Origin of the sequence: Catenulispora pinisilvae, assembly GCF_015356865.1 — a bacterium.
In the GTDB taxonomy this organism is placed as follows: Bacteria; Actinomycetota; Actinomycetes; order Streptomycetales; family Catenulisporaceae; genus Catenulispora; species Catenulispora pinisilvae.
In genome coordinates this window covers 1-18,790 of the sequence record NZ_JAAFZA010000056.1, presented here as the reverse complement: position 1 = coordinate 18,790, position 18,790 = coordinate 1, and the positions used below count along the sequence as shown (strand labels likewise).

Annotated in this window: 19 protein-coding genes and 1 riboswitch; of the genes, 2 read left to right on the top strand and 17 right to left on the bottom strand. The window is 68.3% G+C overall.

The window, feature by feature from the left end:
- Positions 1-13 precede the first annotated feature (13 nt).
- The 11 genes from IZR01_RS17695 to IZR01_RS17645 all read right to left on the bottom strand — a co-directional run bounded on the left by IZR01_RS17695 (position 14) and on the right by IZR01_RS17645 (position 14,572).
- Entirely contained in the window at positions 14-1,969 is a 1,956-nt protein-coding gene (locus IZR01_RS17695) for a phosphocholine-specific phospholipase C (RefSeq protein WP_194897550.1), read from the bottom strand.
- Between the two features lie 108 nt (positions 1,970-2,077).
- Positions 2,078-2,935 carry a bifunctional 5,10-methylenetetrahydrofolate dehydrogenase/5,10-methenyltetrahydrofolate cyclohydrolase gene (locus IZR01_RS17690; RefSeq protein ID WP_194897551.1) on the bottom strand — a complete coding sequence of 286 codons (858 nt, stop codon included), beginning with the start codon at positions 2,933-2,935 and terminating at the stop codon, positions 2,078-2,080.
- Positions 2,936-2,960: 25 nt separating this feature from the next.
- A riboswitch (ZMP/ZTP riboswitch) is annotated at positions 2,961-3,048 on the bottom strand.
- A gap of 49 nt (positions 3,049-3,097) precedes the next feature.
- Complete coding sequence (locus IZR01_RS17685) at positions 3,098-4,408, bottom strand: geranylgeranyl reductase family protein (protein WP_323746575.1); 1,311 nt, start codon at positions 4,406-4,408, stop codon at positions 3,098-3,100.
- 154 nt (positions 4,409-4,562) lie between these two features.
- Positions 4,563-6,191, bottom strand: coding sequence for a N,N-dimethylformamidase beta subunit family domain-containing protein (locus tag IZR01_RS17680; RefSeq protein WP_323746576.1), 1,629 nt, complete (start codon positions 6,189-6,191; stop codon positions 4,563-4,565).
- A 4-nt stretch (positions 6,192-6,195) separates the two neighbouring features.
- Entirely contained in the window at positions 6,196-6,891 is a 696-nt protein-coding gene (locus IZR01_RS17675; RefSeq protein WP_194897552.1) for a demethylmenaquinone methyltransferase, read from the bottom strand.
- Positions 6,892-6,933: 42 nt separating this feature from the next.
- The gene (locus tag IZR01_RS17670) at positions 6,934-8,223 is read right to left on the bottom strand and encodes an amidohydrolase family protein (protein WP_194897553.1); all 1,290 of its coding nucleotides are present in this window, start codon (positions 8,221-8,223) and stop codon (positions 6,934-6,936) included.
- A gap of 80 nt (positions 8,224-8,303) precedes the next feature.
- On the bottom strand, positions 8,304-9,977 hold the full coding sequence (locus IZR01_RS17665; RefSeq protein ID WP_194893822.1) for an alkaline phosphatase family protein: 1,674 nt from the start codon (positions 9,975-9,977) through the stop codon (positions 8,304-8,306).
- Positions 9,978-10,194: 217 nt separating this feature from the next.
- A complete protein-coding gene (locus IZR01_RS17660) occupies positions 10,195-10,992 on the bottom strand; it encodes a hypothetical protein (RefSeq protein WP_194893821.1) in 798 nt (265 codons plus the stop codon).
- A 166-nt stretch (positions 10,993-11,158) separates the two neighbouring features.
- Positions 11,159-12,703 (bottom strand): AMP-binding protein, encoded by a 1,545-nt coding sequence (locus tag IZR01_RS17655; RefSeq protein WP_194893820.1) that lies wholly within the window; start codon positions 12,701-12,703, stop codon positions 11,159-11,161.
- 229 nt (positions 12,704-12,932) lie between these two features.
- Positions 12,933-13,811: a hypothetical protein gene (locus IZR01_RS17650; RefSeq protein ID WP_194893819.1), complete on the bottom strand. Its 879-nt coding sequence runs from the start codon at positions 13,809-13,811 to the stop codon at positions 12,933-12,935.
- Between the two features lie 158 nt (positions 13,812-13,969).
- Positions 13,970-14,572 (bottom strand): hypothetical protein, encoded by a 603-nt coding sequence (locus tag IZR01_RS17645; protein WP_194893818.1) that lies wholly within the window; start codon positions 14,570-14,572, stop codon positions 13,970-13,972.
- A 511-nt stretch (positions 14,573-15,083) separates the two neighbouring features.
- Here IZR01_RS17645 and IZR01_RS17640 point away from each other — a divergent pair.
- Together IZR01_RS17640 and IZR01_RS17635 are read left to right on the top strand one after the other, a co-directional pair.
- Positions 15,084-15,359 (top strand): hypothetical protein, encoded by a 276-nt coding sequence (locus IZR01_RS17640; RefSeq protein WP_194893817.1) that lies wholly within the window; start codon positions 15,084-15,086, stop codon positions 15,357-15,359.
- 44 nt (positions 15,360-15,403) lie between these two features.
- On the top strand, positions 15,404-15,610 hold the full coding sequence (locus IZR01_RS17635) for a hypothetical protein (protein ID WP_194924445.1): 207 nt from the start codon (positions 15,404-15,406) through the stop codon (positions 15,608-15,610).
- Positions 15,611-15,646: 36 nt separating this feature from the next.
- Here the strand turns inward: IZR01_RS17635 and IZR01_RS17630 are convergent, their stop codons facing one another.
- From IZR01_RS17630 to IZR01_RS17605, 6 genes are all read right to left on the bottom strand, one after another.
- Positions 15,647-15,970 (bottom strand): hypothetical protein, encoded by a 324-nt coding sequence (locus tag IZR01_RS17630; RefSeq protein WP_194893815.1) that lies wholly within the window; start codon positions 15,968-15,970, stop codon positions 15,647-15,649.
- A gap of 117 nt (positions 15,971-16,087) precedes the next feature.
- Positions 16,088-16,348, bottom strand: coding sequence for a hypothetical protein (locus IZR01_RS17625; protein ID WP_194893814.1), 261 nt, complete (start codon positions 16,346-16,348; stop codon positions 16,088-16,090).
- Between the two features lie 17 nt (positions 16,349-16,365).
- Entirely contained in the window at positions 16,366-16,506 is a 141-nt protein-coding gene (locus IZR01_RS17620) for a hypothetical protein (protein ID WP_194893813.1), read from the bottom strand.
- A gap of 26 nt (positions 16,507-16,532) precedes the next feature.
- Positions 16,533-17,132: a hypothetical protein gene (locus tag IZR01_RS17615; protein WP_194893812.1), complete on the bottom strand. Its 600-nt coding sequence runs from the start codon at positions 17,130-17,132 to the stop codon at positions 16,533-16,535.
- Between the two features lie 381 nt (positions 17,133-17,513).
- On the bottom strand, positions 17,514-18,227 hold the full coding sequence (locus tag IZR01_RS17610) for a hypothetical protein (protein WP_194893811.1): 714 nt from the start codon (positions 18,225-18,227) through the stop codon (positions 17,514-17,516).
- Between the two features lie 37 nt (positions 18,228-18,264).
- Positions 18,265-18,579 (bottom strand): hypothetical protein, encoded by a 315-nt coding sequence (locus IZR01_RS17605; protein ID WP_194893810.1) that lies wholly within the window; start codon positions 18,577-18,579, stop codon positions 18,265-18,267.
- Positions 18,580-18,790: the final 211 nt, after the last annotated feature.

The window sequence follows — 18,790 nt, the reverse complement described above, 5'->3', positions numbered from 1 at the left end:
CACACCGCTCCGGTCAGTAGAGCCGGCCCGCGAACCGGCGCTCGAACCCGTCCCCGGTGTCGGCGGTCACCGTGAAGTCATACCGGCCCGCCGCGGTCGCGGTCAGCGTCACAGCCTCCTTACCTCCAGCGGCGACCGACACCTTCCGCGTGGAACCCAGGTTCGCGCCGAAGGCCGCGTTGGCGCCGATGGTGAACTCCACCGCCTTCGTCCCCTGATTCGTCAGGGTCGCGGTGAGCGTCTTGCCCTTGCCGCGCGTGACGGACGCCTCGGGGTGCGCGGCAGTCTTGTCGGACCAGGTCTTCACGTTCCCCTTGAATCCGCGCAGGTAGCCGTCCGGGCCGTGCGCGTCGATGTCGTAGGGGCCGCCGCTGACGCTCAGGGCACTGAAGAAGTCCTGGACGCTCTCCCCCGCCGGGACGACGTACTGCCAGGCACCGAAGTCGCGGTAGTTGACCGTGTAGATGGCGAACCCGGCGCCGAGCCCACCGGTGTTGTCCACCTTGATCCAGAACGTGCCGTCCGAGGTGTCGGTCCACGACGTGGTGTCGAACGCGTAGCCGAGCGGCCGGGCCGGCCGGTCGCCGCCTTCGGGCACCGGCATCGACGGCTCCAGCGGCGGGAACACCGGCGGCAGCGTCTTCTCCTGCTGCGCGAGGGCGGCCAGCAGCGCCTTGGTGTCCGGCAGGACCGGGAAGGTGGTGTTCTTGCCGGAGAAGTCGAAGGCGGACATCAGGTCGCCGCAGACGGTGCGCCGCCAGGCCGAGATGTTCGGCTCCCGCACACCGGTCCAGTTCTCCAGGAAGCGCAGCACCGAGGTGTGGTCGAAGACCTCGGAGTTCACCTTGCCGCCGCGGCTCCACGGCGAGATGACGACCATCGGCACCCGCGGGCCCAGCCCGATCGGCGCGCCGTTGACGTACTCGTCCGCGGTGCCGGGCGGGGCGACCGGCGGCACCACGTGGTCGAAGAAGCCGTCGTTCTCGTCGTAGTTCAGGAGCACGACGGTCTTGGCCCACACCTCGGGGTTGGCCGCCAGCGCCGACAGGACGTAGGACGCGGTGAAGTCGGCGCCCTGGGCCGGCGGGTAGTTCGGGTGCTCGGACTGCGCGGTCGGCGCCACGATCCAGCTGACCGCGGGCAGCTTCCCGGCCGCGACGTCCTGCGCGAAGTCGTCCGGCCCCAGCTTCTGCATCCCGTTGACCCACAGCGGCGAGGACTGCGGGGCGTTGGCGAACTGGTCGAACCAGGCCAGCGCGTTGTCGTCGAAGTTGTCCGGCTGCTGGTAGACCTTCCACGAGATCCCGGCCGCCTGAAGCCGCTCGGGGTAGGTGGTCCACTTGTAGCCCTTGCCGGTGTTGTCGATCGCCGGCCCGCCGTACTTGCCCGCGGCGTCGATGGTCCCGGACCACAGGTAGAGCCGGTTCGGGTCGGTGGAGGTCATCGCCGAGCAGAAGTACTGGTCGCAGATCGTGAAGGCGTCGGCGAGGGCGTACTGGAACGGGATGTCGTTCCGGTTGTAGTAGCCCATCGTGTACCAGGTCTTGGCCGGAACCCAGTTGTCGTACTGGCCGTTGGCCCACGCACTGTGCGTGCCGTTCCAGCTGTGGTCCAGATCGTAGATCTGCTGCGCGTCGGAGGTCGCGGTGTCCAGGTGCCAGGGCATCAGGGTGCTGCCCCACGTGCCGAAGAGCTTCTGCTCGAACACGTTCGAGCCGTTCGGCAGCCGCACCCGCGAGGTGTCGCCGAAGCCGCGCACCCCGGACAGCGTGCCGTAGTAGTGGTCGAAGCTCCGGTTCTCCTGCATGAACACCACGACGTGCTCGACCTGGTCCAGCGAACCGGGCCGGACCGCGGTGGCGGCGAGCGCCTGCTGCACGGTGTCCGGCAGCGCGCCGAGGCCGGCGGCGGCGCCGACGCCTGCGGCCAGGCCGGAGCCGAGCAGAGTGCGACGGGTCAACGGGGACATGAGGGACCTCCGGAGTCGGATGGCAGGTTACCGGCGGGTAGCGATCGTGCCAGAACGACCTTCAACCCGGAAGCCCCATTGGGTGAACGTGTATAGACAACTGGCCGTCTAGCGACGCCCCTGCTGCCTGCCCGCCGCCGCGACCGTCTGCTCCAGCAACACCGCGATCGTCATCGGTCCGACGCCGCCGGGCACCGGGGTGATCAAGCCCGCCTTGGTCACCGCGCTGTCGAAGTCGACGTCGCCGATGTTGCCGGGGTTGTAGCCGGCGTCGATGACGACCGCGCCGGGCAGGATGTCGTCGCCGGTGATGAACCCGGGCCGGCCCACCGCCGCTACCAGGATGTCCGCCTGCCGGGTGTAGGAGGCCAGGTCGGCGGTGCGGGAGTGGCAGTAGGTCACCGTCGCGTCCCGGGCCAGGAGCATCATCCCGACCGGCTTGCCGAGGATCGGGCTGCGACCGACCACCACGGCGTGCTTGCCGGCGAGTTCGACCCCGTATTCGTCGAGCAGGCGCAGGATGCCGCCGGGGGTGGCGGAGACGAAGCCCGGTTCGCCGAAGGCCATGGCGGCGAAGGAGTGCATCGTGACGCCGTCCACGTCCTTCTCCGGGGCGATGGCCTCGAAGGCGGCGCGCTCGTCGATGTGCGCGGGCACCGGGTGCTGGAGCAGGATGCCGTGCACGTCCGGGTCCTGCGACAGTTCGGTGAGGGCGGCGACCAGGGTCGCGGTGGTGATGTTCGCGGGCAGTTCCACGTGCCAGGAGCCGATGCCGGCCTTCGCACTGCGGTTCTGCTTCATGCGGACGTAGGTGACCGAGGCCGGGTCCGCGCCGACCAGCACGGTCGCCAGGCACGGGGTGACGCCGTCGGCGGTGAGCGCGGCCGCGTCGGCGGTGACCTTCTCGACGATGCGCCCGGCCACTGCGGTGCCGTCCAGAAGTGTGGCGTTGTGGGATTCGGTCATGAGCGCGCCTCCTGGGCGATCGTCACGGAATCGCCCAGGCGCACGGCAGAAGACAACGGTGTCAGGCCGCTCCCCGGTGGTGTCCCACCTCAGCGCCAGTCACGGCCTGACTGCACTCTAATTCAGCGACCCGCGCATTCGGCAACCTGCGCGGCGCCGAGCTCACGCGTCCGGCGCGATCTTCGCCATCGCGTTGATGACCCGGTCCATCGCGTCGCCGCCCTTGGGGTCGGTGAGGTTGGCGAGCATCTTCAGCGTGAAGCGCATCAGCATCGGGTGCGACAGGCCGCGCTGGGTGGCCAGCCGCATCACCTTCGGGTTGCCGATCAGGGAGACGAACAGCCGGCCCATCGTGTAGTAGCCGCCGTAGGTCTCCTTCAGCGCGCGCGGGTACGCCGACAGCGCGAGTTCCCGCTCCGGGCCGGCCGGACGGATCAGCGCCTGCGCGATGACGTCCGCGGCCAGTTCGCCGGACTCCATGGCGTAGGCGATGCCCTCGCCGTTGAACGGGTTGACCATGCCGCCGGCGTCGCCGACGAGCAGCACGCCGCGGGTGTAGTGCGGCTGCCGGTTGAAGCCCATCGGCAGCGCGGCGCCGCGGATCGGCTCGGTGCGGTTCCCGTCGTTGAAGCCCCACTCTTCCGGGGTGTTCTTCAGCCAGGCGCGCAGCAGGTCCGGGTACTTCACGTTGCGGAACGACTTGGTGGTGTTCAGGATGCCCAGGCCCACGTTGGAAGTGCCGTCGCCCATACCGAAGACCCAGCCGTAGCCGGGGAGCAGCCGCTGGCCGTCCCACAGTTCCAGCCAGGACTCCAGGTAGTCGTCGTTGGTGCGCGGCGACTTGTAGTAAGTGCGGTAAGCGACGCCCATCGGGCGGTCGTCACGCTTGTGCAGCCCCAGCGCGATCGAGAGCCGGGTGGAGTTGCCGTCGGCGGCCACCACCAGCGGGGCGCGGAACTCGGTGTCCCGCTTGGCGCCGTCGGCGTCGGTGATGCGCGCGGTCACCCCGATCACCCGGTTGCTGCGGGGGTCCACGACCGGACCGGTGACGTTGGTGTTCTCGTGCAGCCGGGCGCCGGTCTTCTGCGCCTGCCGGGCCAGGACCTGGTCGAAGTCGGCGCGCGGCCGCACCAGCCCGTAGTTGGGGTACGCGGCCAGCTCCGGCCACGGCATCTCCAGCCGCATGCCGCCGCCGATGATCCGCAGCCCCTTGTTGTGCAGCCACCCGGCTTCCTCGGAGGTGTCGACACCCATCCGCACGAGCGACTTCACCGCACGCGGGGTCAGGCCGTCGCCACACACCTTCTCGCGCGGGAACTGGGACTTCTCCAGCAGCAGGACGTCCAGGCCGGCGGAGGCCAGGTGGTGGGCCGTCGCCGAGCCCGAGGGCCCGGCGCCGACGACGATGACGTCGGCGACGTTCTCCGAGGGCACGGCCTCGCTCGGAGCGGAGGAAGAGGTTTGCGCGGTCACCCGCCCGATTGTAGGCGCAGGCGGCGCAGGAGCTGCGATCAGGCCGGGCGGACGGCGCGACGGCGCGCGCCCGGGTCACGACCCCGGCCGAACCGCCCGCTCCGGCGGTACCCCCACAGCGGTACCGCTACGGCTGTACCGCTCGGCCGTACCGCTACGGCGCCAACCCGCCCCGGCTCGGCGCCGGCTTGAGCCGCGCCGTGTTGTCCACCGCGGGATGCGCCTGACCGGCCGGGCCGGCGGCGAAGGCGAGCAGCATGTTCTGGGTCACCTGCTGGGCGAAGGTGTGCGCGGCGGCGTCCATCTTGTCGGTGCAGCCGCCGCTGACCAGCGCGCAGTTCCAGCGCATGGTGCCGGTCGCGAAGACGCCCGCGCCGGAGGGCACCGTGTAGTACGCCGAGTCGGAGTAGGAGGACTTGCCCATACAGGTGATCGGCGAATGCGTCAGCGCCTCGATCGGGTGCGGGGTCGTCGAGTCGGACACCACCCGGTCGTACTCGATGCCGATCAGGCCCTTGTACGACTGCCCGGCCTTCGCCCCGGTCCCGGCCAGCAGCCACGAGGTCGGGTCGTAGACCACCATGTTCGCGTTCGCCGGGTTGCACTCGTAGAAGACGCCGGTCAGCACGTTCTCCGGCCGGGGATCCGGCGGGTTGCGCCAGTCCTGGGTGGACTCGGCCGGATTGGTCACGTGCATCGGGTCCTCGGCCGCGTCCTTGTAGTCCACCTGGATGCGGTCCTTGCCCAGCGGTGAGTCCTGGAAGCGGATGTGCCGGAAGATGGCGTTCGCGCCGAGGAAGGCGATGTTCGTCCCGGCGTCGCGCGCCTGGGTCAGGGTCTGGCGCATCTGCGTCGAGTAGTACTCGTCGTGGCCGAGCGAGATGATCGCCCGCGCGCCCTGGAACAGACCGGGGTCCTCGTGCAGATCGAGGTCGGTGGCGTAGGCGAGTTGCAGGTTGTGGGACGCGGCCAGCTTCTCGGCGAACACGATCGAGGACTGTTCGTAGGTCTGGAACCGGTCCGCGCCGGTGGAGTCGTAGGGCCGGTCGAAGGACACGATGCGCGCGCGGTTCGCGTAGTCGTTCTTCGGCCCGCCGCTGTAGAGGTCGTAGCCGCCGTAGGAGTTGTAGGCCTGCCAGGTGGTGACCCCGTTTATCAGCACCACCTTGCCGGCCGTGGAGGTGGACTTGACGGTGATCGGCACGAACCGCGCACCCTTCACCTTGCCCCCGACCGCGTCCAGCCGGATCAGGTAGGAGCCCTCCGGCCAGTCGTTCGTGGCGACCGTCAGGGACGGCTGCCACTTCGTGCTCACCGTGTTCACCTGCGACTCCACCGTGAACTTCGGCTGCGCCTTCCCCGGTGTCGGATCGGACTTCCACACCTGCCGGGCCTGTGTCCCGCCGTAGTAGCCGATCCGGTAGGCGGTGGCCGTGAACTTCGGCGCGGCGGTGTTCACATAGAGCTTGAAACTCTGCCCGGAGGTCACGGCTATCTGGTCGGCGTAGCCCTCGATCCCGTGGTCGTCGCCGGAATCTATGCCCTTGTTCCACCCGGGCGTGCCGGGCTGGGCGTTCTCCGTCGCGACGTTGAGAGCCCCAGCGGGAGCCCCAGTAGGACCGCCGGGACTGGCCCCTGGAGAGCTGCCTTGAGTGGTACCCGGCGCACCGCCGTTGTCCGGACCCGAATGCTTCGAGCCGCCCCCCGAGCACGCCGCCGCCGATGCCAGCAACAGCACCGCCGCGGTGACGAGCGCCGTCGCCCGGCCTATTCGAGCCTTCACAGACTCAGTCTTCCTTAAATGCGCGGTGCAATGCGACGATTCCGCCAGTCAGGTTACGGTGCGCGACTCGCTTCCAACCCGCCTCGCCGATGACCGCGGCCAGCTCGCGCTGGTCCGGCCAGGCCCGGATGGACTCGGCCAGATAGACGTAGGCGTCCGGGTTCGAACTCACCTTCGTGGCCACCGCGGGCAGCGCCTTCATCAGGTACTCGATGTAGACGGTGCGCAACGGCGCGAGCGTGGGGTGCGAGAACTCGCAGACCACCAGCCGGCCGCCGGGCTTGGTGACCCGCAGCAGTTCGCGCAGCGCGACGTCGGTGTCCTGGACGTTGCGCAGCCCGAAGGAGATGGTCACCGCGTCGAAGACGCCGTCCCGGAACGGCAGCCGGGTCGCGTCGCCGGCGGCGAACGTCAGGTGCGGCAGCCGGCGCTTGCCGACCTGGAGCATGCCGAGCGAGAAGTCGCAGGAGACGGTCTCCGCCCCGGCCGCGTGGAACGGCTGGGTGCTGGTGCCCGTGCCGGCCGCGAGGTCCAGCACCCGCTGTCCGGGCCCGGCATCCACCGCCTGGCGCACCGCACGCCGCCACAGCCGGGTCTGGCCGAGCGCCAGCACGTCGTTGGTCAGGTCGTAGCGCTCGGCCACGCCGTCGAACATGGCGGCGACCTCGTGCGGCTGTTTGTCCAGGGATGCTCGGCTCACGGGGCGATTCTCTCACCCGGGACGGCCGGCGCCGGTACCGCCTCAGACCGAGCGGTGCACGATCGTGCCGCCGAGCACGGTGGCCACGCAGGTGCCGTGGTCGATGAGCCGCTTGTAGGGATCGCTGTTGGAGGGATTGCTGTCACCGTCTGTGCCGTCCGTGCCGTCCGGCACCGAGAACACGGCGAAGTCCGCACGAACCCCGGGTTCCAGCCGCCCGACCCGGTCCGGCCCCGCACTCAGCCCGAGCGCGGCCGCCCCGCCGAGGGTCGCCGCCTCCACGATGCGCCGGTCCAGATCGTCGGCCGCGTACCCCTGCGCGCGGGCCACCGCACGCAGCGCCCGCGCTTCCTCCAGCAGGTCCAGCGACGGCGAGGAAGCGGCCGAGTCGGTGCCGATGCCGACCGGTGAACCCTCGGCGAGATAGGCGGCCACCGGCGGTTCCCCGGACTCCAGGATCCGGTTCGAGCGCACGCACAACGCCACCGCGGTCCCCCGCTCGCGCAGCAGCGCGCGGTCGGACTCGTTGGCGTGGACGCCGTGCGCGATGTGGCAGTCGGGGCCGAGCGCGCCGCGGGCGTCGGCCCATTCGACCGGCGTCATCGCGGTGCCGCGGTCGAGGATGTCGGAGAAGTCCAGGCCGAACTGCTTGGCGTTGTCGGCGAACGGGCCGGTGCCGGTCAGGACGTACTCGGATTCCTGCGTGGTCTCGGCGATGTGCGGGTGCAGGCGCTTGCCGCGCTCGTGCGCGACGGTGACGCAGTCCTCGTACACGCCGGTGCTGATGGTGAACGGCGTGTGCGGCGAGACCCCGCGGGTCGGACCGCCGGACCCGTCGACCGCCGCCACGAAGTCGGCGCGCCGGCCGGCCGCCCACGCGGCGTCGTCGGCGAACACCGCCTCGATGTAGGCCACGCCCCGGATCCCGCTGCGCGCGATCGCCGAGAGCACCACCGGCTCGGTCACGATGTCCGCCACGGCCGTGGTCCCGGTCTTCAGATACGCGTGCAGCCCGCGCCGCGTGGACTCCTGCCACATCGCGTCGGTGAACGTCGCCCGGCGCTCGACCATCTGGTGCAGCCACTCGGGGAACGGCAGACCGGAGGTCGCCAGGTCCGCGAAGTCGTAGTACTGCGTGTGGGCGTGGCTGTTGACCAGACCCGGGGTGAGGATGCCCGGCCAGTCCCGAACGCGCGCCTCCGGATGCGCGGCGAGGAGTTCGGCACGGGTTCCGACGGCGAGGACGCGGTCGTCGTCGACGACGATCGCGCCGTCGGCGATCGGGGCGGCGGTCATGGGCAGGACGAGCGGGGCGGCGTGGAGGGTCAGCACGGTTCGAGGTTAAGGCAAGCAGTGGGGCCGGTGCGTATCGCACCGGCCCCACAAGCCTTACCGATTTCCGACGATCCGGGTCAGTCGCACTCGCGCCCGAGGTCCGGCAGCACCTTGGTGTGCTCTATCCGCACCGCCTGCAACTGCTGCGGGTCCAGGCCCAGCAGGCGCAGGATGGTCGGGGCGATCTGGGTCGTCTCGACCTGCCGGCCGTTCACGCCCCGGGCGCCGACCCCGGCGCCGGAGACCACGATCGGCACGTCGCGGTCGTCCTCGGCCGCGCCGCCGTGCTCGGCGATCTTGGCCTGGCCGCCGGTGAACACCACGCCGTGCTGCGCGATGCCGAAGATGTCCGGCACCCGGTTGTCGCCGGGCTGCACGTGGAAGTACTGGCGCGCCTCGGCGCCGGCGTAGACGGTGGTCAGCCCACCGTGCGTGAACGCCTTCGGGTTTCCCTTGATGTCGTTGCCGGTACCGCTCTGGGCCAGCAGGTACTTCTTCGCGAAGTCGGCGGCGGCCTGGCTGCGGTCGTTGAGCCACAGCAGCATGGCGTCGTCGTCGGTGGACAGCGCGACCAGGTTCCCGGCCCCGGGGTGGGCCTTCTTCCAGGCCGCGTTCAGGCCGTCGAGCAGCGGTCCGTCGGGGATGCGGGTCAGCGCGGCCGGGTTCTTCGGCGACTGGCCGTGCTTGGCCGACAAGATGATCGTGGTGTCGTTCGCCTGGCCGGTCTTCTTGATCTCGGCCACGAACCGGCCGACTTCGTTGTTGACGAAGTCCATCGTGCTGGACAGCAGCGGACCGGGGGTCTGGCCGTCGGCGAGGTAGCCGCCGGCCATGCCGTCGGAGGTCGGCAGCTTCTGCGCGGTGGAGACCGCCTGGAAGTTCAGGCCGAAGACGGCCGGGGTGCCGACCTTGGACTTGCCGCTGTGGTCGAAGCCGTCGATCTCGTTCAGGACGCCCTGGACCTTGTAGTCGTCGTACTGCCGGGTCGCGGCGTTGTCCGTGGTCCAGTCCTGGCCGGGCGCCAGCGCCGGGTCCTGGCTGTTGATTTCCGGCGAGAACATGTCCTGGATGCCGGTGCCGGACGGACCGGACAACAGCTGGTAGGCGGCGTGCTTGTCCGACCACGCGGTACCCAGACCGGCGTTGTGGACCACGTTGAAGACCGTGTTCACCTGCAGGTAGTTGTTCGGGTAGACCGGCTTGCAGGTCTTCGGATCGACCGGCAGCTTCGCCGGGTTGATCAGGCTCTTGGCGTTGCCGGTCAGGTTCAGGATCGAGCCCGGCAGCCCGGTCAGGCCAAGGCCTGCGTCGATCGAGTTCTTGTTCCAGTCCAGGTCTTCGGTGTAGTCGACCTCGGCGCCCAGCGGCACGCTGCCGTCGCACTTGGTGGTGCCGGCCGGGAGCAGGCCGTGGTTGTAGGTGTCGTCGTAGTAGACCCCGGTGGTGCCCGGGTCGCCGCCGGTCAGCTGCGCGGTCATGCCGGGGAAGGAGTCCGACGGGACCGGGGTGGACGCGGCGGAGTAGTCGACGCCGCCCTTGACCAGCTTGGCCAGGGCCGAATCCGGGTGCTGCTTCACGTACCACGCCAGGTCGGACTGGTGCAGGCCGTCCACTGAGATGAGCAGTACGTGCTGCGCCGGAGCGTGCGGCTTGCCGTGCGAGGCGGCCTGGGACGGGGCGACGGCCAGCACGCCGCCGAGCAGGGCGGTGAGGCCGCCGGCGACGGCGAGCCGGGTGACGGTGCGGGACAAGGTTGGGACCCCCTTGTGACATGCGACAAGCCCGGGATGGCCGGTCGCCGCCCGTATCCTCCGAGGCCAAGATGGACTGCGCCCCCACCGGTAGTTGAACAACACTCCAACGACGGGCCATCGGATCATGGCTGGTACGACAAAGAGGGGCGTCGGGGATGGCAGGAGTCTGATGACAGGAATCTGATGACAGAAGACTGTGTCACGCGGGATCCGGTCACCAGGCGCCGGTCGCGAGCAGGCGGCCGAGCAGGCTGTGCAGCACGTCGGCCTTCACCGCGAAGACCTCCCGGTCGCTCTGCTCGGCGCTGAACCGGCGCACCCGGGCCGCCGATCCCGCGCCGACGACGGAGATCCCGGCCTCGACGACCGCGCCGCCCTCGGGCCGCTGGAAGCGCCGGATGCCGTACGGGTAGGTGCCGCCCCGGTCCTGGCGCGGGGTCAGGGCCATGTCCGTCAGGATGCCGACCGCCTGGCCTTCGGAGACCAGACGATAGCGGGTCATCCAGCCGAGCGGGCCCAGGGTCTCGACGTTCTTGTAGGAACCCGTCGGCAGCGCCACCGGCTCCTCGACCACGACGCCGCACACCGGCTGCTCCTGGTCGCCGATCGCGAAGAACCGCAGACCGCGCGTCTTCTTGCCCTCGACCTCGGTGACGACCAGGTAGGCCGGTTTCCGTTGCGCCGCCTGCACTATCCCCAGTTCCGGCGACATGCTCCAGAGCGAGGCGGCCGGCTCTGCCGCGTCGTCCCCCACTTCGCGCCTGATCAGCCCGCGTTCGCTCATGCCCGCCAACGAGAGCTCGGTCGCCTTGGTCCGCCGGGTCTCCCCGAAACCGTCCCACGCGAGCCGCACCGGTCGTTCCAGCAACGCGTACGCCGGCTGGCCGAGCACACATCGCTCCACCCCGGACAGCACGGCCAGCTCCACGCTCTCCCCGGTCGCGACCCGCTCGAAGAGCCGGACGGCCACCGCGCCGAGATCGCGCGGCGCCGTCCGCGAGCTGCCTGACATGTCCCGCCCCCGCGCAGGAATCCCCTGCTCAATAGTCTTGTGCGCAAACTTGTGCGCAAGCCACTACGCAAACCAGTGCGCCAGAAACAACGCGCGCCAATGTAGCGGGCGGGCACAGGGGCATACAAGAATACTGAGATAATCGCAAATCAGTTCACCCGGCTGGTCAATTGACCTTGCGCTCCCGGCCCTCCCAATACGGCTCGCGCAGTTTGAACTTCTGCAACTTCCCGGTGGCGGTACGCGGCAGGGTCTCCCGGAACTCCACGCTCGTCGGCGCCTTGTAGCCGGCGATCAGCCCCTTGCAGTGCTTGATCACCTCCGCCTCGGTGGTGGCCCGCGAAGAGTGGTCCTCCTTCAGCACCACCAGCGCCTTGACGGTCTCGCCCCACTTGTCGTCCGGCACCCCGATCACCGCGCATTCGGCGATGCCCGGGTGCTTGTAGAGCGCGTCCTCGACCTCGATGGAGGACACGTTCTCGCCGCCGGTGATGATGACGTCCTTCTTGCGGTCGGAGATGGTCAGGTAGCCGTCGGCGCCGACGGTGCCGCCGTCCCCGGTGTGGAACCAGTCCTCGGCCAGCGCCCGCTCCGACTCCTCGGGCTGCTCCCAGTAGCCCGCCAGGACCACGTTGGAGCGCACCAGGACCTCGCCCTCGGGGTCGGTGACCAGCTGAGTGCCCAGCGAGGGCACGCCGGCCCGCATCAGGTTCTGCGCGCGTTCCAGGCTCGACAGGCCGTCCCACTCCTGCCGGGTGCGGTTCACCGTCACCAGCGGGGCGGTCTCGGTCAGGCCGTAGATCTGGTTGAACTGCCAGCCCAGCACGTCCTCGACCTGCTGGATGACGGTGCTCGGCGGCGGCGCGCCGGCCACCACGATCCGCACCCGGTCCCGGCCCGGGATCTCGCCCTCCCACTCCTTCGCCGCCGCCAGCACCATCGCGATGACGGTCGGGGCGCCGTTCAGCAGGGTGACACCGTGCTCCTGGACACGGCGCAGGATCTCGGTGCCGTCGACCTTCCGCAGCACGATCTGCTTCGCCCCGAGGCCGGTGACCACGTAGGGCATGCCCCAGCCGTTGGCGTGGAACATCGGCAGCGTGTGCAGGTAGACGTCGCGGTCGCCGACGCCGAGGTGCAGGCCCATCAGGACCGCGTTCAGCCAGAGGTTGCGATGCGTGAGCTGCACGCCTTTGGGCCGCGCGGTGGTGCCGGAGGTGTAGTTGATGGTCGCGGTGTCGTTCTCGTCGATCGCGTGGCGCACCGGGTCGTGGTCCCCGGCGAAGAACTCGGCGTCGGTCTCGGCGCCGATGACGAACCGGTGCCGCGCCTTCACATCCTTGAGCGAGTCCGCCAACTCCGGATCGACCAGAACCACCTCCGCCCCACTGTGCTCCACGATGTAGGCGACCTCATCGGTCCGCAGCCGGAAGTTCACCGGCACCAGGACCCGGCCGTACCCGCTGACCCCGAAGAACGAGGTGAGCAACCGCGCGGAGTTGTGCGACACCACCGCCACCCGCGCCCCCGCGTCCACCCCGAGCCGGTCCAATGCAGCAGCCTGCGCACGGGCCCGCTTGGCGATGTCCTTGTAGGTGAGTGTGCCCCAGGACGGCGCGGGCTGGTCGGGTTCGTCGACGACGGCTGCGCGGTCGCCGTAGACGACTTCGGCGCGGTCTAGGAAGTCCGAGACGGTGAGGGGAATTTCCACACTTCTACCTCCACTCTAGGGACCACGAGAAGCCACGTGGTTACCGGCGAGTCACTAGGAAACCGACGCCCAGGCTACTGAGTGGACGTGCCCGTGAGGAGGCCTGGTGAATCTCCAGTTTCGCCGTGTTCCTGGACAGGCACCAGGGCATGCCACATGGGCCCGATCGAGATCGCCGGACGAGGAAGGCAAGTCACCGGGCCTCGCGGATTCGGAGGCGGGCTACCGGTCAGTTGTTGATGGACTGGATCTCGTTGACGGTGACGGGCACAGTCCCCTGAGACGTGACCGGCCCGGGCACCGTGCCGCCGGGGTACGCCGGGTCGTTGCTGGTCCAGGTCACGTTCCAGACCAGCTTGAGGGTGATGGTGCGGGGCCCGGGATTGCGGTAGACGATCCCACACGCCGGATCACCGGACTGCCCGGTCCACACCCGGCCGATGTGCCCCGCGTTGTCACCCGTACAGCCGGAGGTGAAGACCTGCGCGTTGGCATCCCCGGGGTCGATGTCCAGCGCGACCGGGGTCGCGGTGGCGGTCGCCGACAACGGCGGCATCGGAGCCTTGAGGGTCGCCGTCACCGATAACGGATGGAAGATCGCCTGGTCCAGCCACAGCCAGGTCGACAGATTGACGACCTGCTTGTCGGCCTTGGGCGCGAGGCCGACGTTCTGGGCCGCGATCGGCGGGACCCGGAGGTGGTTCAGAGCCAGCTTCCCCAGGTCTTGACCGGTGAGAGTGCCGCCACCCGGCGGGACCTGACCGGCCGCCGCCCAGGTCCACGGCTGGTCCGGCGGGTTGGCGGTGGCCAGCAAGGCCGTTCCGCAGTCGTCGACTTCTTTCCAGTAGGTGTTGGGGCTCCAGTTCTCGAAGCTCTCCCACCACATACCTTTCTGACCTATATTGAAATTCGTATAGGGATGACCGTCATGGTAGATGTTGTACTCGAAGTCGCCGGGCTTGGACCACGAGTTCATGAAGTCGGCGAACTGCTGCGGCGTGTATTTCGGCGCCCACCAGCACAACGGGGGAACCCAGTCGGCGCTGACCGTCACCTGCTGCCCCGGGCCGGACTCACCGTGGTAGTTCTTCGACTCGTCGAAGCTCACCCAGACGCTGATATCCCCAGAGTCAGAGCCGGATCCCACGGGCGGAGAGCCCGGCGGCGGAGGGGGATTCACGACGTCAGCGTTCGCCGGAACCGCCAACAGCCCGATCACGGCAAGCGTGACGGACAACCCGATGACGCTTCGTATCCGCGGCCGATTCATCGGCACGCCTGCTTGACCGCCTGATCGTTGTGGTGGACAACGGTGGCCGCTACTTGCCAGATACCGTTCGAGGCCTTCTGGGTCTTCAGATAGTACAGAAGATAGCTGTTGTCGGTGGCCGGCGTAACGTGCACTTTGCCGGTCGCGATCTCCTTGTTGTAGGCGTGGCTCTGGTCGTCGCACACTGTCACATCGGCTTCAGTCGGGCTCTTGATATCGACGATGCGATTGTAGAAACGCTCCGCCCCGGTGATGGTGAAGCCGTCGGCATGCGTGGTGGTGACGCCCTTCTGCCAGTAAAGCGCCAGAGCACTGGGCGTCGCGTAGGTGAGCAGCAGGGGGTCATTGGCGTTGCCCGACGCCAGGGCCTCCTCATAAGCCTTCAGGAAACGGGCGTCGTCAGTGAGGACTGCGTCCTTCACCGGATCACCCGTGGTGTCCGGATCGACGGTCAGGGTGTAGTCGGCCGGGAACTTGAAGTTCGGCTGAGCCGAAGTCGCCGGCGAGGACGGCGCACTCGTCGCGGCAGTGCCGGGGGAACTCGAAGCCGCGCTGGACGGGGCCGAAGTACTCGCGCTGCTGTTGTTCGCGGCGATCACGGCGGGCTTCTGGGTCGAGCTGGAACACCCGGCGACCGCCCACAAGAGCAAGGCGCCTGCCGCCGCAGCGACCGCACGTTCGACAGCGTCATTCCTACGCACTCGCATGTGCCACCCCCGAGCATCAACATCATCCGACACAGGATCGCGGCATGCTACCACGCGCGATACCTGGCCACTCTCTGTTACTTCATCATGGATGCCCTCGACCACAAGGACGACCGCCGATGAAGACGTACGCAGAAGAGGTACCCAATGCAGGGCGCTGAAACAACACCCGCATGTGCTCGACGCAGCGCACCAGGCAACGCGCGGCGGAACGCACCGACCAGCGCCGCCGGGCGAGGCTGTCGAACGAAAAGCGCGCCCAGCGGGCCAGCGCTCTCGTAGAGTTCATCGGCTGCGGCAGCACACGACCAGAGAGCCCGACCGTCGACTAGCCCGGCGGGCGTCGTGGGTACGGCAGACATCGCAGGCCCCCGACAGAGTCTGCCTGTCGGAGAATCGGGGGATGACAGTGTGGGGATGGGCTCGGATCTCCCCGCTGACCAAGTACCAGTACCGGTTGACGCCCCCGTTGATCCTGATGGGCTTGGCCCTCTGCTGGTACCCGGCCCTCGTCGTCAGCTACAACGAGCCGGCTTGGCAGATGGTCTTCGAGCTCATATTCCTCGTCCCGCTCGCCATCCTGCTGCGCGCGATCGGGCCGGCGTCTACGCAGACAAAGAGCACGTACGTGTCCGCTGCCTATGGCGCCGTAGCCGCACTGTCCTTCTGGCCGAAATAGGCTCCATCACATCCGCGCCCCGGCACGGCAATCCCGAAGACCCGATGCGCAGTGATGTCCTGCATATAGTGCCGCGCAGCGGCGAGACGATCAGGACTCCGCTCCGGATCCGCAACCCCGCCGAGAGCGACCATGTCATCGGCGCGGTCTACGACCGTGACGAGTATCTGCGGATCAAGAACCATCTCGGAGCGCTCGTCCAGAATCGGAGGCTCGACGACGCTGTCCCCCGCCGCAGACGGTTCAGGTGACAGTCGGGACCGACGGCCGAGGCGGACAGCCGGGGCTCAGTGCGCGACGAGGGTGTCAGCCATGGCCTTCGTCACAGCTGCCTTGTCGGTATCCGATCCGGTCCCGTTCACCGCGATCTGCACGATCGCCGTGCCCTTCTGCACGACCAGGACCCAGACCTCGGTACCGGAGGAACCTGCACCACTCGTCTTCTCGACCACAGCGGCCGAGGAGTCGCCGGGCACCCCCACAGGCGGGGCGGCGGCGGCCAAGGCGATGTTCTCGTTGTTGTGGCTGAACCCACTCGTGCATCCAGGCGTGCTGCTCTTGACGTCGCTGACCACGCGGGCGGCATCGCTCTGGGACGAGAAACGTGCCAAGGTAATCCCGGTCTGCCCCGTCGCGCCGCCGGAGACTTTTGGATTCTCGGTATACGCGGCGACGACCTCACCGACCGGGCCGTACGTACCGAGATCGATGTTGATCGCGTTGACGAACTACTGACAGGCCGCGTCACCGTTCACCTTGTACGCCTTCGAACCCGGCACCGCCTTCTGGTAGAGCAGGGATCCATACCCGGACATCATCGCGGGCAGCGCCGCCGCCAAGCTCTGTTCGGCCGCGTTCGGCGATGAAGAGGCGGTAGCCGAGACGCCCCCCGACACCTGCGAAGCGCCAGCCGAGCTCTTCGAGGGGCAGCCGGCCGCGACGGCGACGACAGTCGCAGCCGCGGTCAGCACTGCCAGGGGCCGGATCATCGACGTCATGGTATGCCTCACTTGATGGGGGTGGCCTTCCCGGTGGAGGTCTTTCCTCCCTGGTTCGCGGGCGAGTAGATGATGCTCTGCACGATCGGATCGAGCAGCCAGCTGTCATAGGCGCTCCGCTGGGCCTCCGTCATCTGCGAGACGTCCATGGGTACGCGCTGCGCATTGAGGAAGTTCAGCGAAGGGTTGGTGATGTACTTGCCGAACGTCGCGGAAATCGGAGTCCGGTTGATCGGCGACGGGAGGTACCGGACGCTGCCTGGTCGGCGAGCGTGTGCACCTCCTTCTGCCAGATGTCGAGCGCGCCCGCCTGGTACTGATCCGAACCGGTCGAGGCGAGGTCCGAGTCGGAGAAAGTGACCTGGGTGCCCTGTACCGCCTTCAGCGCGTCGTACATCGAGCTGGGCGCCTTCGGGTTGAAGTAGCCGTGGATACCCGGGATCAGCTCCACCAGGTTCTCCACCGGCTGGTTCAAGAAGACTGTGGCGATGGTCTTGCCCGGCCCCAGCCACGCCTCGCCGACGCCGACCCCGTCTTGGAGCATCTGGTTCCGCGCGGAGGACATGCTGGACTCCCACTGGGTGATGTCGCCCTGCAAGCTGGCCGCCGCGTTGCTGTACGTCGTGTTGTAGAAGAGCTCGATCATGCCGCGCTGCTTGTTGAGCAGCTCGATCTCGGAGCCGTCGCCATTGGTCCCGGAGATGACGTCGGCGAGCTTGTTGCTGGCGAGCCGGGCTTCCACCGACAGCTGCGCGGCGGCGGTGGGGTCCCGCATGGCTTCGCTGTCGAAGGTGATCCACGCGTCCGGGGGAGCTGGAAGCCGGGTCCGCCGGGGTTCATGGATGCGAACGTCGTGTCGCTCCAAGAGTTCAGCAGGTTCGGTGTGCCGTCGGGTCCGGTGCCGTAGGCCTGGCCGGACGGCGAGGTGATCGAGGCCGCGGTGGACGGATAGTACAGAGTCGCCACGTCGCCGAGGACTTTGGTCATCATCGGATCGAGATGGATACCGGCATATCCCGATCCGGGCCTCTGCATTGAGGCGTACCAGGAGATCAGGTGCGCGGCGTTCATCTTCGCCAGCTGCTGGTCGTTGCCGAAGTCGTCCACGCTCGCGGCCCGGATGACGTTGGCGACTGCCTGGTAGCGCGCTTGGTCCTCACTCCACGGCCCGACACCGCGGTACATGATGGTGGGGCTGTTCAGGGTGCTGAAGTGGGCGTCGTACCATTCGGCGGATGCCTGCGGCTGCCGGCTCAACGCGTCGAGAACCTGGGCGTAGTGGTCCTGCTGGAACGGGTTCGTCGACTGGTCCCAGCCCCGCATGAACTGCTGCTCGGAGGATTTGCTGGGGTCGAAGACGCGGGCGGTCAGGGCCTCGATGAAGTTCTTGTCGAACGTGACCGGGTTCCCCGCGTCGTCGGTACGCCGGGTAATTCTTGTTCTCGGACAGATCGGCCAACAGCGAGGGATCTATCTCGCTGCTCCCGTCGTTGTTGTCCAGCCACTTCTGCATCGCCTTGGCGTTCGTCTGGCCACTGGCCACTGCCTGGCTTGTCGAAGAGACGGGTTCGTCGAGGAACACCATCGGCGTCGACCCGCCCGAGTTCTTGGGGACGCCGCGGGCCAGCGCCTCTGCTAGGGACTGCCGGCGTCGCAGCATGGGCAACTGGTCCTGCACCCAGGCCACGATCGACAGCACCGTGCTCATGTCGCCGGGAGCGATCCCGAAGTAGTCGAGGTTGCTCTGAAGCCCGGTCGCGTCAGTCTGAAGCGTGTCGGAGTTGGTCGACAGTGTGGCCACCATCGCCGCGAACGCCACGGGATCGATCATCGAGAACTGGCCGCCACCGCCGTCGTCCGGATGCGCCATCGTAGCCCCCCCTTCAGAACCCGCGCTGCGTCCACGCTCACTCGCGACGCAGCGCCGTGGCCTGCGACATGGGCATCTGCAGCGGCTCCTTGTTCAACGCCGCCTGCACCTCGCCGGCCAGGTCGCCCATGATCCGGTGCAGCCGTTGCTGCCGGCCCTGGACGTCGTGCATGAACGTGTCGCCCGGTGCTCCAGGCGGGCTGGTCCACACGCTGCCGGAACCCATCTTGGACGCCGCGTCGTCCAACGCCTTGTACATCTCCGGCTCGACCGAGTTGACCTGGTTGAGCAGATCTCGCAGCCACTCCCTGTCGGGGTTGTCGACCATCGGCTCCGAATTCGGCGCGGACACGGCAACCACCCCCATCCCCGTTGATAGCACGGCCCTGCGATGATCGGCCTTTTGCGCGACTATAGTGCCGGGATCTCCCTCGGTGGGGGGCGCATTTGTTTTACAGGTGACTTCCCGTTGGGTGGGTCGTTCATATGGTATGACGACGGTTCCGGGTGAGATGGTCGAGTTGTTCCGAGGGGTGTTCGAGTCGCTGTTGCCGCATCTGGAC

What these genes read in the sequence shown, in the direction of transcription:
- IZR01_RS17695 (WP_194897550.1), bottom strand. Translation starts at nt 1,969, where the DNA reads ATGTCCCCGTTGACCCGTCGCACTCTGCTCGGCTCCGGCCTGGCCGCA.
- IZR01_RS17690 (WP_194897551.1), bottom strand. Translation starts at nt 2,935, where the DNA reads ATGACCGAATCCCACAACGCCACACTTCTGGACGGCACCGCAGTGGCC.
- IZR01_RS17660 (WP_194893821.1), bottom strand. Translation starts at nt 10,992, where the DNA reads ATGTCAGGCAGCTCGCGGACGGCGCCGCGCGATCTCGGCGCGGTGGCC.
- IZR01_RS17640 (WP_194893817.1), top strand. Translation starts at nt 15,084, where the DNA reads ATGACAGTGTGGGGATGGGCTCGGATCTCCCCGCTGACCAAGTACCAG.
- IZR01_RS17635 (WP_194924445.1), top strand. Translation starts at nt 15,404, where the DNA reads ATGCGCAGTGATGTCCTGCATATAGTGCCGCGCAGCGGCGAGACGATC.
- IZR01_RS17625 (WP_194893814.1), bottom strand. Translation starts at nt 16,348, where the DNA reads ATGATCCGGCCCCTGGCAGTGCTGACCGCGGCTGCGACTGTCGTCGCC.
- IZR01_RS17620 (WP_194893813.1), bottom strand. Translation starts at nt 16,506, where the DNA reads ATGGACGTCTCGCAGATGACGGAGGCCCAGCGGAGCGCCTATGACAGC.
- IZR01_RS17615 (WP_194893812.1), bottom strand. Translation starts at nt 17,132, where the DNA reads ATGCGGGACCCCACCGCCGCCGCGCAGCTGTCGGTGGAAGCCCGGCTC.
- IZR01_RS17610 (WP_194893811.1), bottom strand. Translation starts at nt 18,227, where the DNA reads ATGGCGCATCCGGACGACGGCGGTGGCGGCCAGTTCTCGATGATCGAT.